The sequence below is a fragment of the cf. Phormidesmis sp. LEGE 11477 genome, assembly GCF_015207105.1.
GTDB lineage: Bacteria > Cyanobacteriota > Cyanobacteriia > Phormidesmidales > Phormidesmidaceae > Phormidesmis.
In genome coordinates this window covers 1-13,683 of the sequence record NZ_JADEXO010000029.1, presented here as the reverse complement: position 1 = coordinate 13,683, position 13,683 = coordinate 1, and the positions used below count along the sequence as shown (strand labels likewise).

The 13,683-nt window shown below is 48.9% G+C and carries 13 protein-coding genes; 9 read left to right on the top strand and 4 right to left on the bottom strand.

What is annotated here, in order from left to right; genetic code table 11:
* Positions 1-6 precede the first annotated feature (6 nt).
* Together IQ256_RS10565 and hepA are read left to right on the top strand one after the other, a co-directional pair.
* Complete coding sequence (locus tag IQ256_RS10565; RefSeq protein WP_193855515.1) at positions 7-903, top strand: glycosyltransferase family 2 protein; 897 nt, start codon at positions 7-9, stop codon at positions 901-903.
* 51 nt (positions 904-954) lie between these two features.
* A complete protein-coding gene (gene hepA / locus IQ256_RS10560) occupies positions 955-2,811 on the top strand; it encodes a heterocyst formation ABC transporter subunit HepA (protein ID WP_193855514.1) in 1,857 nt (618 codons plus the stop codon).
* A gap of 60 nt (positions 2,812-2,871) precedes the next feature.
* Here the strand turns inward: hepA and IQ256_RS10555 are convergent, their stop codons facing one another.
* A complete protein-coding gene (locus IQ256_RS10555; RefSeq protein ID WP_193855513.1) occupies positions 2,872-3,435 on the bottom strand; it encodes a YchJ family protein in 564 nt (187 codons plus the stop codon).
* A 173-nt stretch (positions 3,436-3,608) separates the two neighbouring features.
* On the opposite strand from IQ256_RS10555, the gene IQ256_RS10550 reads away from it, so the two are divergent.
* Positions 3,609-4,949: an ATP-dependent RecD-like DNA helicase gene (locus tag IQ256_RS10550; RefSeq protein WP_193855512.1), complete on the top strand. Its 1,341-nt coding sequence runs from the start codon at positions 3,609-3,611 to the stop codon at positions 4,947-4,949.
* A 63-nt stretch (positions 4,950-5,012) separates the two neighbouring features.
* Here the strand turns inward: IQ256_RS10550 and IQ256_RS29565 are convergent, their stop codons facing one another.
* Both IQ256_RS29565 and IQ256_RS10540 read right to left on the bottom strand, forming a co-directional pair.
* On the bottom strand, positions 5,013-5,408 hold the full coding sequence (locus tag IQ256_RS29565) for a CHRD domain-containing protein (RefSeq protein WP_228024762.1): 396 nt from the start codon (positions 5,406-5,408) through the stop codon (positions 5,013-5,015).
* A gap of 739 nt (positions 5,409-6,147) precedes the next feature.
* Entirely contained in the window at positions 6,148-7,167 is a 1,020-nt protein-coding gene (locus tag IQ256_RS10540; protein ID WP_193855510.1) for a low specificity L-threonine aldolase, read from the bottom strand.
* Positions 7,168-7,515: 348 nt separating this feature from the next.
* On the opposite strand from IQ256_RS10540, the gene IQ256_RS10535 reads away from it, so the two are divergent.
* The 6 genes from IQ256_RS10535 (at position 7,516) to IQ256_RS10510 (ending at position 13,428) form a co-directional block, all read left to right on the top strand.
* Complete coding sequence (locus tag IQ256_RS10535) at positions 7,516-7,887, top strand: hypothetical protein (RefSeq protein WP_193855509.1); 372 nt, start codon at positions 7,516-7,518, stop codon at positions 7,885-7,887.
* A 113-nt stretch (positions 7,888-8,000) separates the two neighbouring features.
* A complete protein-coding gene (locus IQ256_RS10530; protein WP_193855508.1) occupies positions 8,001-9,392 on the top strand; it encodes an adenylate/guanylate cyclase domain-containing protein in 1,392 nt (463 codons plus the stop codon).
* A 266-nt stretch (positions 9,393-9,658) separates the two neighbouring features.
* Positions 9,659-10,633, top strand: a complete 975-nt coding sequence (gene argC, locus IQ256_RS10525; protein ID WP_193855507.1) for an N-acetyl-gamma-glutamyl-phosphate reductase — start codon at positions 9,659-9,661, stop codon at positions 10,631-10,633.
* Positions 10,634-10,766: 133 nt separating this feature from the next.
* Entirely contained in the window at positions 10,767-11,156 is a 390-nt protein-coding gene (locus IQ256_RS10520; protein ID WP_193855506.1) for a tautomerase family protein, read from the top strand.
* 81 nt (positions 11,157-11,237) lie between these two features.
* On the top strand, positions 11,238-13,082 hold the full coding sequence (locus tag IQ256_RS10515) for an SGNH/GDSL hydrolase family protein (RefSeq protein WP_193855505.1): 1,845 nt from the start codon (positions 11,238-11,240) through the stop codon (positions 13,080-13,082).
* A gap of 100 nt (positions 13,083-13,182) precedes the next feature.
* Positions 13,183-13,428, top strand: coding sequence for a hypothetical protein (locus IQ256_RS10510; protein ID WP_193855504.1), 246 nt, complete (start codon positions 13,183-13,185; stop codon positions 13,426-13,428).
* Positions 13,429-13,434: 6 nt separating this feature from the next.
* On the opposite strand, the gene IQ256_RS10505 is transcribed toward IQ256_RS10510, so the two are convergent.
* Positions 13,435-13,683, bottom strand: a 249-nt coding sequence (locus tag IQ256_RS10505; protein ID WP_193855503.1) for an NUDIX domain-containing protein, incomplete at its 5' end; no start/stop codon positions are given.

The window sequence follows — 13,683 nt, the reverse complement described above, 5'->3', positions numbered from 1 at the left end:
ATAAAAATGCAAACGCTGCTGACTATTATCATCCCTACCTACAATCGTCCTCAGATGGTGGAACTAGCGGTGGAAAGCGCCCTGGCCCAGACTATAGAGACTTCGGGAAAGGGGATAGAGGTCTTGGTTGTAGACGATCACTCACCTGATCCTCTATCTCTGCCAAAACATCCTCGCTTACGCGCTATTCGGCTACCCAAAAATTGCGGCGGTGCGGCGGCTCGCAACGAAGGAGCTAGAGCTGCTTTGGGGAAATACATTACCTATCTAGATGATGATGACCAGCTTTTGCCAGGGATGGCAGAAGCTGCTATTAGGGCGCTGCGAGACTCTCCCCTGCCTCCGCCAGTAGCAGTACTCACTGGCATAGAAGTAGTCAACCAGTCGGGTGAGGTGCTAAAGACTCGATGGCCCCCCGTTCTACCGAAGGGATCGCATTTCTCGCTAGAGAAGATCAGTCCAGACAAATCGTTCTTGACCAAGCAGACTCTGGTGGTTGAAAGAGAAGTTCTATTAGGTATTGGTGGATTCGATGAGACATTTCAGTCGCGGGTACATTCAGAGCTATTCTTGCGACTCAATCAGGTTTGCTCGCTGATGGGGCTGCCGATCATCACCTATCGGCTGATGGCTCATGAAGGCTATAGAGTCTCTAGCAACCCGGACTTACGCCAGACCAGCTTTAAGCAGCTAATTGCTAAGCACCGTTCTCTATTTGAAGCCCATCCAGCACAGTTTGCTAAATTTCTATACGAGCATGCCCGAAAGTCTTCTAAGTCAGGGCAAAAACAGGCCGCTCTAAAGGCATTGGCCTGGGCCTTCAAAGTACATCCTTTTCATAGCTCTTTGCTGATCGGTAGACAGATCAAAGCTCAGCTGACAAAAAATATGACAGTTTGGTAGATAGAACAGCTTGCAAATGCCCTCTTTGTGTGAAATCTTTGTGTGAAATCTATGAGAATAAAGCTACCCACGATTGTCAGAAGAGTGCTTGAAGCTAATAGCTTTTGGAGAGAGAATCGACTGATTCTACGAGAGTTTAAGCACTTTCGCTCCGTTGCTTATGCCGCGATCGCATTCGCCTTTGCCGCTGCTTTTTTAGAAGGGATCACAGTGGGCTTGATCGCCTCGTTCTTGCAAGGATTGACCAACCCTGACGAACCGCCTATTCAAACGGGGCTAGCTTGGTTTGATACGCTGTTTCTAGCAACAGAATCCTCGCCCGAAGAGCGAATCTACCGACTTTCAGGGCTGCTGATGGTGGGTGTGTGGTTAAGATCATGCTGCGATTACCTAGGTCAGGTGTACTCTAAAAAGGCCTCCCTCAGCTTAGTGGATCAGCTACGACGCAGAATATTTGAGCAGCTCAAAAGCTTTGAGCTGAGCTTCTATACAACCGCCAACCCAGGCGCTTTGATTAGTACCCTTAGAGGAGAGGTCAAACAGGTACAGCAGGCATTTGATCTGCTGGCGAGATCTTTCCTATTCACCTCCAAGCTCTTAGCCTATCTGGTAGCGATGCTGCTGTTGTCATGGCAGCTTTTCACTACTTCTGTGCTCGTATTTGGGCTATTGGGCGTTGGGTTGACTTCGTTGACCTCTAGGGTCAGAGAAGCAAGTTTTGAAGTGCCTAAAGCGAATAAAACATTCACCTCCAATACTTTGTCTTTTGTCAGTGGTATTCGTACGGTTCATGCCTGCGGCACCCAAGATTTTGAAACTCGGCGTTACACCAAATCAACTCGCGAAATCTATAACGCTCAGATGGGTGTGATTAAGCTTGCGGAGCTCGTGCAGCCTCTTATTGAGGGCGCAGGCGCAACGTTGCTAGTGGGCATGGTGGTTGTTTCTTACGGACTGCTGATCTCGACTGGTCGATTGACCGCAGCTGAGCTGTTAACCTTTTTGTTTGTACTCGTTCGAACAACGCCGATTTTCTCTGCGTTGAACGGCACTTTGGTTAAATTTGTGTCTGTTCAAGGATCTCTAAGTGCGGTCAACGACTTGCTACGACGTGACGATAAGCCATATTTTCAAGATGGCCATAGGATCTTCACAGGGTTACAACGCTCAATTGACTTCGAATCGGTAGATTTCTCCTATCAGCTAGAAGAACCTGTGCTCCACGACATCACGCTATCAATCAAACGGGGTGAAACAACCGCTTTGGTCGGTACGTCAGGCGCGGGTAAAACAACGCTAGCAGATTTGATTCCTCGGTTCTACGACCCTACCCAAGGGCGAATCCTAGTAGATGGGATTGATATTCGATCGCTTAAGATTGCGTCTTTTAGACAGTGCATGGCCATCGTTAGCCAAGATACCTTTATCTTCAATACCACTGTGCGAGAAAATATTGCCTATGGCGTATCTGACAGCGGCGAGGCTGATGAACAAGATCTGTACGAAGTCGCTAGAATGGCTAATGCATTAGATTTTATTCTCAATCTGCCCCAGGGCTTTGATACGGTATTGGGCGATCGCGGTGTTCGGCTTTCGGGGGGACAGCGACAGCGAATTGCGATCGCCCGCGCACTGCTACAAAATCCTGAAATTCTGATTCTAGACGAGGCGACTAGCGCCCTAGATTCTTTAACCGAGAAGCTGATTCAAGATTCGCTAGAGCGTTTGTCTAAGGGGCGTACAGTTATTGCGATCGCCCATCGTCTTTCTACCATCGCCGATGCCGATAAAGTTGTTGTCTTAGAAAAGGGCCGCATCGCTGAGCAGGGGCGCTATCAAGATCTGCTAGAAACTCGTGGCAAGCTCTGGGAATATCACAAAATGCAGTTTGAAATGAGCCGCACATAATACGAGTTGTTGACGTTTTGACTGCCTGAATCCGGCTGCTTGAACAGATAGAACTCTAGCTTACTTCCCGTGGCACTGCTTAAACTTTAGACGGCTGCCGCACCAGCAAGGTTGTGTTCGTTTCGGCTGATAGGGCGGCAACAGGTCGCCCTGGGTATAGAACCATTGAGGGCCTTCACGCACAAACTGAGATTTCTCGTGAAGCTGACCAATATCGTTCAAAGGGCTGTTTTCTGAGTCTGTTGCTGAAGCTTTCTGATTGCCTAACGTGATAGACAGCTTGGCAGGTGCTTTGGAGCGATAGGCCGCGACGAATTCTACAGTACCGGTCTTGTCTTTTCGCTGACCTTTCTGGGTGTCAATTACGAGCAGATTGAGCCACTGAGTCGTTTGAATCGTTTGCTGTAGGCTGGTGTGAGCGTCTGAGCGATAGTCAATGTGGTGGGTGGCCAGCAGGTAGTCGATGTCACCTAGGGCGAAGGCCGTGTAGCGTGATCGCATCAAAGCCTCAGCCGTCGGCGCATATTTGATGCCTGCATTTGTTCCTTTACTTATCCCTTTCAGGTACGGCTCACAGCAGTTGGCAAAAGGTCGCCTGCTGCCGCACGGGCACTGTTTGCTCATGGCTCTAGCTCATTTCTTGACTCGTTGTTTTAACCTGTTGTCTTGACTTGCTGTTTTTAACTCACTGCTCCTGATTCGCTGCTCTTGATTTGCTGTTCTGAGAAAACTTATGCACCTTGGCCTAATCCTAAAATCATCGATGCTAAGCTTGCTGTAGAACATTTGTTTTCTCTATGTCGCAGTCCGCCGCTACCCAACTAAATCAAGCTGAGACTCCAGAAGCGATTCCAGAAGTGCTTCCTGGTATAGAGCTTAGTCAGCAGCAGTGGCAGGCGCTGCTGGCGTTAGAAGCGTTTGTTCACAGCAGCGAAAAGATCTATCTACTCACTGGCTATGCCGGCACGGGCAAAACGACTTTACTGCAGGCTCTGATTACCCGATTGCAGCAGCAGCGTGACAGCAGACCGATTGCACTAACCGCGCTTAGCAACAAGGCTACCAAAGTATTGCAGTCGATGGCCTACCGCTGGGGATGCGAAGTAGACTGCATGACCTGCTGTAAGTTGCTAGGGCTAAAGCCAGTGATTGATAAGGAGACGGGCGGTCAGAAGTTCGAGCCCGATCGCGATCGCAAAAACCTCACGACTGAATACGATCTGGTCGTCGTAGACGAGTGTTCGATGATCAACGTAGACATGTGGGATCTGCTTATTAGCTCTGTGTCTAGATTCACCGATCGTACTCAGCTTCTATTCGTTGGCGACTCCGCCCAGCTACCGCCCGTGGGTGAAATCGAATCCCCCTGTTTTGCCAACGTCCTGCACCGCAGCGACTTGACAGAAGTCATCCGCTACGGCGGCGCAATTGGACTGCTCGCAGAAGACGTGCGAACTAACCTAGAGAGAACAACGATGCCTCAGGCGGTGAGCGATCGCAATGCCACCAATACCGAAGGGATCTTTACCATCCCTCGGGCGCAGTGGGAAAAACTCATGCTCAGAGCCTTCAAAAGCGAAGCCTACGAGCAAAATCCTGACCAGGTCCGCGTACTCGCCTACACCAACAATCGCGTCAACTACCTCAACAACAAAATTCGCGCTGCCATCTACGGTGAAAAAGCGGCGCGCTTTATGGCTGGAGAACGCCTTGTTGCTAGAAATGCCTGCATGGGACGAGACGGCATTTTGCTACAGACCTCAGAAGAGTGCCAAGTCTTAGCAGCCTACCTTACCCGCTTTGAGGGCTGGCTAGTCTGGGAGCTAGAAGTTGAAACCGACGACTATCAAGAGCGCAAACTGCGAGTCTTACACGAAGATGAACAGCAGCGGTTTAAGGAGCTTCTTTCTGACTACTCAGAAAAAAAACAGTGGATGGCTTTTTGGGACTACAAAGAGCTTTTTCACGATCTTAGCTATGCCTACAGCCTCACAGTCCACAAAAGTCAAGGCTCCACCTTTCAAGATGTCTTTGTCGATGTGCCCAATCTTATGCTCAATCGTAAAGTGATAGAGCGCAACCAGCTTTACTATGTCGCCTTTACCCGCGCAGCTAAAAGGCTGTTCCTATCAACATAGAAACAGCCTTTCGAAGAATCTAGGATTGAAGAACTAGGGAAGATCTTGGAACCCAAAAACCACCTAATAAGGCATTAAAGTTCCACGTAATTCGCCACCACGATTCTTGGTGGTATGGATGTCTACATAGAGACGATTGTCAGCCAGTGCCTGCATCTGCTCTGGTGTTAGGGTAAATTCTCCCATTGCTGAACCGCCATGGCCAGTATCGTCTAGCATGACGTTTAAGGCGTACTGGAATGGGCCATTCTCCATTGAGCTGCCTTGGTGGATATGGAAAGCAGAGGTGATGTTTGAGTTAGGTGGGTTGACCGGATCGCTTGCGTAGTCTCGCATATCACTAGAGAGCATCTTAAAGCTGCCCCGTACAATCAGTCGATTGCCAGAAAGTACAGCACCGACAGCCCCGCGAGCTGGTGTATTCATCGGAGAACTTCCCACTACGTTGCTCTCCCGCATTGGCGCTACGTAAGAGGTGAAAGAACTCATCCCCTGAGCAACCAAAGTTGCCTTAGCCCTTCGTATGTTAGCTCGATTCTCGGCGGCAACAGAGAACTCCGAATCTAGGTGTTGAAGCTGGCTAGCGTTAGTCGAGCTGGTTGGTAGAGAATAGCTAAAGCTAGGCGCACAGAATACAACTACAGCTAGAAAGGTAGTCAAACCAAGCAGCAGATGACGAAATTTTTTGAAATAGAAGCGCATATGTTTGTTCTTACTTTTCGTTTTTAACTTTAAAGAGTTCATGAAGGATATGAAAGACAGCCCGAGCATACCCAAAAGGACTACGCTACTAACAGCTCATGTGAAAGATTTGACGTTTGGAGCGAAGAAAGTAGTCGGCCTTAGCTGAATGCTTCTCGACTTTGATCTGTCCTCAGCTTTGTTCGATCTATCTTTACTCACTGCCCTTATTGGACGTCTTGCTAAGAGTACGTAGCAAATCTGCTAGCGGATGCAAGAAAGTAGTTTGCATCGAACACACCTACGAATCAACAGGTTACGCTGTGTCGATAAAGTTTCGTGTCGTACAAAGTCTTGTGTCTTGTAAAGTCTCGCAGTTATACCATTGACTGCTGTAGTAATAACATCCGTGCCCTATGTGTTCATACTTAAACAATCACTTTGCTCGACGTCGACTGATAAGCAACAATCGACAGTCGAACGGCCTATTTATTCGCGATAGACTTCTAGTAACTTACTACCGAACCGAACGGGCGATCGCATCCGCCGCCCGATCAATTTGCTCATTACTCACCATCAAATTGGTCACGGCTCGAATCTTATGAGGCCCAGTTGCTAAGACGGCGACACCCTCTTTTGCTAGCGTCTTCACCACTTCACTCGCGCTGAACTCGGTCACCTCGAAGTTAACAATATTGGTTTCAACCAGGTCAGGATCAATCAATACGCCCTTCATTCCCTGCAATTTTTTAGCCAGTCGCTGGGCGTTGCTGTGATCTTCTGCCAGCCGCTCGAACTGGTGCTGCACGGCATAAAGTGCGCCTGCTGCAACGATTCCAGCCTGTCGCATGCCACCGCCGAACATCTTACGAAATCGCCGGGCGATCGCAATTTTTTCAGCAGAACCGACTAGCGCTGAGCCGACGGGCGCACCTAATCCTTTTGAGAAGCATACGCTCACGGTATCGAACGGAGCCGCATACTCTTTGGGCGAGAGCCCCGTCGCCACACAGGCGTTCCAGAACCTAGCACCGTCCATATGTAGCTGTAGATCGTTTTGCCGACAAACAGCCGCGATTTCTCGAATGGTTTCCAAAGGAAAAATTCGGCCACCGCTACGGTTGTGCGTATTTTCGATGCAGACCAGCCGAGTAAGAGGAAAGTGGGGATCGACTGGACGCAATGAGCTTTCAACTGCTGCTGCCGAGAAAACGCCGCCTTCGCCAGGTAATAGCCGACAGCTAACGCCGGAAAGGGCCGCCGGGCCGCCGCCTTCGTAATAATAGATATGAGCTTCAGCTTCTAGAACGATCTCATCGCCAGGTTGAGTATGCGATCGCAGCGCCACCTGGTTAGTCATTGTCCCCGAAGGCATATAGATCGCGGCTTCTTTGCCTAGTAGCGCCGCGACATAGGTCTCTAACTCATTGACGGATGGATCGTCGCCTAACACATCGTCTCCGACTGGCGCGGCCAGCATCGCCTGCCTCATCTCCGGTGTTGGCTGAGTCACTGTATCGCTACGCAAATCGATCATAATTTCGCCAGGCTGTAGAAATTAAAAGGCTGTAGAAATCAAGCATATCGTCGACAGAGATAGCACTGCTAAGAAATTGCCATGCCCATCACAACTGCCATGAAAGCTATCGTAGTGAATTTGGCAGAGACGCAAACCTAGTTAAAAAATCATCAGATGCAGCCAAGATTGTACAGTCATAGCTCTTCGCAAATGAAAGTCGTGTCTTTTTTGATACTTTATCTGTACTTAGCAGAACTACCTTTGGGTATGTTGGATGTGTGTGCCGCTACCAGCAGTAGGCTTAGTTCTACTCATATGCATAATAGACAAACCCTTTTCTTACTTACTTTCTAGCGGGCAAGTTTGATGATTAATTTACGGCTATTTTTACTTGCCTTGGGCCAGGGCTTCTATCTAAAAAGTCCGGCTCTAAAAGATCCAGCTCCAAAAATTTCAGCAGGATTCGGTCGTCGCAGTCGCGATCGCCGCTCTACAAAAGGCAATCCTCTTGTCGTTCCCACTGTACTTGCCAGCATTTTCGTCGGATCTATCTCTATCTTTGGCCTTGTTCATCTAAGAAGCAGTAGATTACTTGCTGGCCCAAGTAAATTTACAGACGAGGCAGGGCCCTATCCCACCATTGTTCCCTTCAAAGAGACAAGGGGAGAATGCGAAAGAAGCGGGCGTCAGTGGAAACGCAATCAGTGCGTAGATGCCATTCACGATTCTACTTTTTGATCAAAAAAGCGTTGAGTAAGACGCCTGATAGATTAGCTGATGCCCTCACTGGCCATGCACACTCTTATTGGCAATCCGGGCAAATTAGATCACATCAGACGGCGTCCGACACCATGAACACTCTTGTGCATCCTCAAATTCAGAGAACCTTGGCCGCGATCGTCATCACTGATGCGGTTAGCTTTAGCCAACGCATGTCGCAGGATGAAGAAAGAGCGCTCGCCATCATCAACCAAGATCTAAAACTGATCACCAGTCTTTGCAACAATTTTGAAGGCAAGATTCTGAAGACTGTGGGTGATGGCGTGCTGATGTACTTTGTCAGCGCCGTCCAAGCAGCCAGCTGCGCGGTAGAAATACAGAAAACATTTCTAGGATACGCCAAAAGCGAAGATGCGAATAATCACTTTACCCACCGGGTTGGTGTCCACTTAGGAGACATTTTCTTCAACCAAAAAGACATGATGGGCACGGGCGTCAACATTGCTGCTAGGTTAGAAGCTGCCGCCACACCAGGCTCTGTGTGCATGTCTCAGGTGGTATATGACGTGGTCAAGTCTCAGCTAGAGCTAGATGCTGACTATATTGGAGAGCTATCGCTCAAAAATATTTCAGAAGCAGTTGCTGCTTACTGTGTTTGGCCTCTAGGCATGCGCCCAGAAGAAAAGAGAATAGAGAGCACCGCTGCGGTAGCCTCCCTCTCGTTGTCACCGATTAATGCAGCTTTAAAGAATCTTTCAGAGCATCCTAACAGCCGCCGCATCAAAAAGCTGTTGTATGGAACGCACCAGTCTTTCTGGGAAAATAACAAGGCAGTTCTAGAAAGTTTTTCACTCAAGCGACTGTTAGAATCGCTGACCGAACGCAATTCGTCGTTAGAAGAGTGTCGCGATAGTCTCTACGCCATTGTAGGAACGCTTAACCGTCAAGTAGAGTATGCTCAGGTGGCTGAGATTATCTTGGATAGCTTGAGTGATTTCTATGTAGAGCCCATCGGGGGAACGATAGAAACAGCCAGGGTTCCCATAGAATGTTCAGCAGAAGAGTGTTCAACAGATCAAGCAGGCGATCGCACAGACGCTTTTGAAGCTGATATCCTAGACGATCCCACGGTGGCACTCTACAGCGATACCGCTGTCAGGCTCTCTCAAGGGCTAGAGCCGATCAGAACCAAAAAGCTGCTGTACTGTCTGTGCTACAACAAGTGGGAAGGTGATGTTTCAGTACTGGCGCAGGTAGATATAGCCGTATTGATACAAACGCTTCATCAGCAGATCTCAACCGTTAGAGGACTGCGAAACCGAATTAGAACCGTGCTCATGCGTCTAAATCGGCGCTCGATTTATGGGCCGATAGCTAACCGTATCTTTAAAGAATTTCAGGCACTGTATCCAGAGATTGACAGTCAAATTTCTTTGCCTGCAAGCGCCTTTGATGCAGACGATTCGACCTCGGAAAACACTCAGATCAGTTCAAAAAAAAAAGCGCAGCAAATTCTGGGCTGATGAAAAAGCAGCTAGTGACTCCTCAGTTCAGCTTGTGCTAGCCCACTGTTGTCTCTAGCAATTTGTCTCTAGCAATCTCTCTGGCAATCTCCAAAGCTATACGGCGCTACCACAAGTCGCTAGCCGTCTGCGAGCTTCATTTCTAGCCCTATGACAATTAGCCTTTACCACCGCTTGTAGAATAAGATTCCTAGAGTTACGGCTGCCTAGAAAGGTAGGTAAGTAGACTTTAGAAAGATTAGCTGCTGAGCAGCAGAGGCGATCGCATGGCAATTCCAAAAGTTTTTATCGACGGCGAGGCAGGCACAACTGGGCTGCAAATTTATCAGCGCCTAGCCGATCGCCGCGACCTGGAAGTGATCAGTATTGAACCGGCCAAGCGAAAAGAGGCCAGTGAACGTGCCAAGCTGATCAACGCCGCCGATGTCGCTATTCTGTGCCTACCCGATGACGCTGCTCGCGAAGCCGTTAGCTGGGTGACTAACCCTCAGACCAAAGTGCTAGACGCCAGCACGGCCCATAGAACCGCTGAGGAATGGGTCTATGGCTTTCCAGAAATAAGCGTGGATCAGCGATCGCGCATCGCCGCTGCCAGCAGAGTCAGCAATCCGGGCTGCTATCCAACTGGATTTCTAACGCTGATGTCTCCGCTGGTCAGAAGCGGACTGCTACCAGCCACGTTCTCAGCTACAGTCAATGCGATTTCAGGCTACTCAGGCGGTGGCAAAAAGCTAATAGCTCAGTACGAAGGCTTTCGAGCAGAAGCCCCATCTGCAGAATCAAAATCGCCCTATAGTCCTTACGGCCTAGGCTTTGGACATAAGCACGTCAAAGAAATGCAAAAGTACGCCGGGCTGCATCACGCCCCGCTCTTTGTCCCTGCAGTTGGTGACTTTGCTCAAGGTATGGTTGTACAGGTGCCGCTGCCGCTGTGGAGCCTAGAAGATCCCCCCACCGGAGAGCAGCTACATGAAAAACTCAGCGCTCACTATGCAGATGAGCCATTTGTGCCTGTGGCACCGCTCAATAGTAAAGCATCACTTCGAGACAGCAACTTTTTTGAAGCCAAAAGTGCTAACCAGACAAACGAAGTGCAGGTCTTCGTCTTTGCTAACGACGATACCCAAGAAGCTCTGCTAGTCGCCCGCCTAGACAATTTAGGCAAAGGAGCCTCAGGTGCAGCGGTTCAAAATCTCAACATTATGTTGGACTTACCCGAAAACTCAGGTCTCACTATTTAGTTGGCGATTATTTTATTTTCACTGCCAGGCAGTTGCTCTGAAAGGATCGTCCAATCTTTTTGGAAGGAAACAACAAAAAGAGAAGACAACAAAGTAGTCTTAACTCATATTTGAATGTAGGTGATATTTTTTTATGGTTCAGGTCAAAATTACAGGCAGCACTGAGTCTCTTAACCCAATCAAAGCTCAGCTCTCAGACATTATTCACACTTGTTTGAGAGAAGCTATCGGCACGCCAGAAGAGAAACGATTTCAGAGATTCTATCCGCTCGATGCAGAAAACTTTTACTATCCCAAAAGTTGTTCATCTCGGTATACCATTATCGAAATTATTATGTTTGAGGGGCGCTCGGTTGGCGCAAAAAAACGACTAACTAGTTTGTTGTTTGAGCGAATTAACCAGCAGTTAGGAATAGCAGTAGAAGATATTGAGATTGCGATCCTCGATCTACCCAAACACAACTGGGGCATTCGCGGTCTTCCAGGTGACGAGCTGGTCCTCAACTATCCGATAAACATATAAATACACACCGCTAAATACATATTGCATAAATACACAGCCGAACTTTCGAGTCCCATAACAGAAACCCCAAGGACTTTTGTCATGCCCCCAAGCACACAGCCCAAGATCCCATTCGATCAGATCTTCTTCTTCGGCGATTCTCTATCTGACGATGGCAATCTCTACGATCTGTCCTCTAGGCTACTGCGGATAGGAACACCTCCAGATGACTTTGGCTATAACCAAAAATTTACTAACGTCGAGGCTGATGGCAATGGTGCTATGTGGACTGAAGAAGCCCCTTCTCTGTTAGGGCTAGCGTCAGAGGATGTGCATAACTTTGCTTTTGGTGCGGCCCGCGCCATCGGCAGTGCCACTATTGGCAGTATCTTTCGCCTAGGTGAAGTAGCCGATCAGCTGATCAGCCCTGAAGTCGATCTAGACGTCTTCGATAGTGAAACCTTGACAGAAGAGGCAAAAGCGCTGCTAGCTGAAGCTGGCGTGCTTGATAAATTATCTGCTGTCAATAGCCTCAATCTCACTGGGCAAGTGACTAACGCTTTAGCATCAGCACAAGGTCAGTTCAGCAGCGGTACGGCAGCTTCTTTCCTCATAGGCGGCAACGACTACACAAACTTGACCCCCGATCTAGACCCTCAAGCATTCGTCGCGGATCTAATTACAACCATCCTCAACAGCGCTGCTCAGGTCGCGGCGGCGGGTGCGGATACCTTGATCTACGTCACGCAACCGCTGCTTTCAACAGCGCCTGTTAGTGAACAGATTGTATCGACTCTAATTCAACAAGGCTTATCAGAAGCCGCAGCCGCAGCTACATTGGAGCAGCTTGACCAGCTTGTCAGCGTTCAAAATCAACAGGTAGCAGCAGGTTTTCAAGCTTTGGGCCAGCAGTTTGGCGCTGAGACCAGGACCGTCGATCTGGCTCAACTTTCTGAAGAGATACAGGCTGACTTGTCTGGGTTTGGGTTTGAGTTTGGGGGCAGTCGCATTCTTTCTGTCGGTGCGGATACCCTAAGCTTTCAAGATGTCAATAACAATGGCATCCCAGATGTTGGCATAGATCCTGACACGAATGAGATCCTTGACTTACCGTTGCCCTTCATTTCTACGGATATCGATGGAGATGCAAAAGACGACATCTATGTAGTGACCAACGCTGAGTCACTAGAATTCGATCTTGATGAAATCACCTTTTTTGATACGGTTCATCCCTCTGCGGCCACCCAAGATTTGATTGCTAGTTTCTACGTGGCCGCTCTAACTCAAGATGTCAACTTTTTAACATCAACAGGCGACGATTTTTCTGGCAGCCAGCACGAGGATCTCATTTTTGCTAAAGCTGGAGATGACTCAGTAGAAGGCAAACATGCCAACGACGTCATTTTCGGAGGTTTGGGAGACGACACCCTCTGGGGTAGTAAGGGCCACGATATCGTGGTTGGCGGTGCTGGCGATGATTTAGTCATCGGCAACCTAGGGGCCGATGTTGTCGCGGGTTCAGATGGTGATGATCGGCTACGGGGACGCAGGGGCAGCGATATCTTGATTGGCGGCGACGGTAGCGACGATGTTAGGGGCGGCTCTGGCAACGATCTTTTTATTCAGGCGATTGATGGAGAGGCGAATACCAGCGATGACATTCGCGGCGGCCTTGGTTACGACGTCCTATTTCTTGAAGTCGATGGCACTGACTTTGAAGCTGCTCAGTCTGGCATTGCTGACTTTCAAGCGGGCCGACCGTTTCAGTTTTCTATAGGGAATAGCGAAATTAAGCTTCGCAGCATTGAGCAAGTCATACTTGGTAACAGCGACAATCGCACCCAGTCTGCTCAGGCGTATTCGCAAGCATTTGGCGAACTAGATGCCGAGGCGATCGCACTAGTAGACGCAGCCGTACGCTGGAACCAGATAGACCCAGTTGTATAGACACTCAAATTAAGGTCAAAATAGGCTCCAGATCCATCGATAAACCAGAAGCTAGATGACTGTAAGTAGTAAGACCGCCAAAAGACTCCTCTATGATTTTATGTTCGAGAGCGAGGGTGCGAAGGAATGGGTAGAAGATGTCTGGGGCTTAAGTCCATTTCTAGGCCAGGGCGCAGCCAATGCATCTGAAGTGCTCGGCGCGTTCATGGAAGTCTGCTCAGAACAGCAGCTCAATGAAATTGTTTCTAGTTTGTACGCGGCTCATCAAGAGTCAATTCGTGAGCTAGCGACTGCGAGCGAGTGGCGAGTGCCTATCGATCCTAAGCAGTCAGTCGATGCCCCGTAGAGAATTTTAACGATTGCCTGCTTGTGGGTGGTTTGCCTGCTGCCGCAATGCCTCAATAATTTGACTATTCGCTTTAGGAAAGGGATATTGATCGATTTCGTCGAGGGTGACCCATTTGATTTCATCGCATTCGAGCGGTTTAGGTTCACCGCTTAGAAAAGCACAGTTAAAGACATTGAGCGTGACTTTGAAGTGGGTGTAGGCATGCTCAATTGTGATCAGCTTGGTGCCAACTTCAATCTCGATATCTAGCTC

Coding starts and splice junctions, on each gene's coding strand:
- IQ256_RS10565 (WP_193855515.1), top strand. CDS start 7: ATGCAAACGCTGCTGACTATTATCATCCCTACCTACAATCGTCCTCAG.
- hepA (WP_193855514.1), top strand. CDS start 955: ATGAGAATAAAGCTACCCACGATTGTCAGAAGAGTGCTTGAAGCTAAT.
- IQ256_RS10555 (WP_193855513.1), bottom strand. CDS start 3,435: ATGAGCAAACAGTGCCCGTGCGGCAGCAGGCGACCTTTTGCCAACTGC.
- IQ256_RS10550 (WP_193855512.1), top strand. CDS start 3,609: ATGTCGCAGTCCGCCGCTACCCAACTAAATCAAGCTGAGACTCCAGAA.
- IQ256_RS29565 (WP_228024762.1), bottom strand. CDS start 5,408: ATGCGGGAGAGCAACGTAGTGGGAAGTTCTCCGATGAATACACCAGCT.
- IQ256_RS10540 (WP_193855510.1), bottom strand. CDS start 7,167: ATGATCGATTTGCGTAGCGATACAGTGACTCAGCCAACACCGGAGATG.
- IQ256_RS10535 (WP_193855509.1), top strand. CDS start 7,516: ATGATTAATTTACGGCTATTTTTACTTGCCTTGGGCCAGGGCTTCTAT.
- IQ256_RS10530 (WP_193855508.1), top strand. CDS start 8,001: ATGAACACTCTTGTGCATCCTCAAATTCAGAGAACCTTGGCCGCGATC.
- argC (WP_193855507.1), top strand. CDS start 9,659: ATGGCAATTCCAAAAGTTTTTATCGACGGCGAGGCAGGCACAACTGGG.
- IQ256_RS10520 (WP_193855506.1), top strand. CDS start 10,767: ATGGTTCAGGTCAAAATTACAGGCAGCACTGAGTCTCTTAACCCAATC.
- IQ256_RS10515 (WP_193855505.1), top strand. CDS start 11,238: ATGCCCCCAAGCACACAGCCCAAGATCCCATTCGATCAGATCTTCTTC.
- IQ256_RS10510 (WP_193855504.1), top strand. CDS start 13,183: ATGTTCGAGAGCGAGGGTGCGAAGGAATGGGTAGAAGATGTCTGGGGC.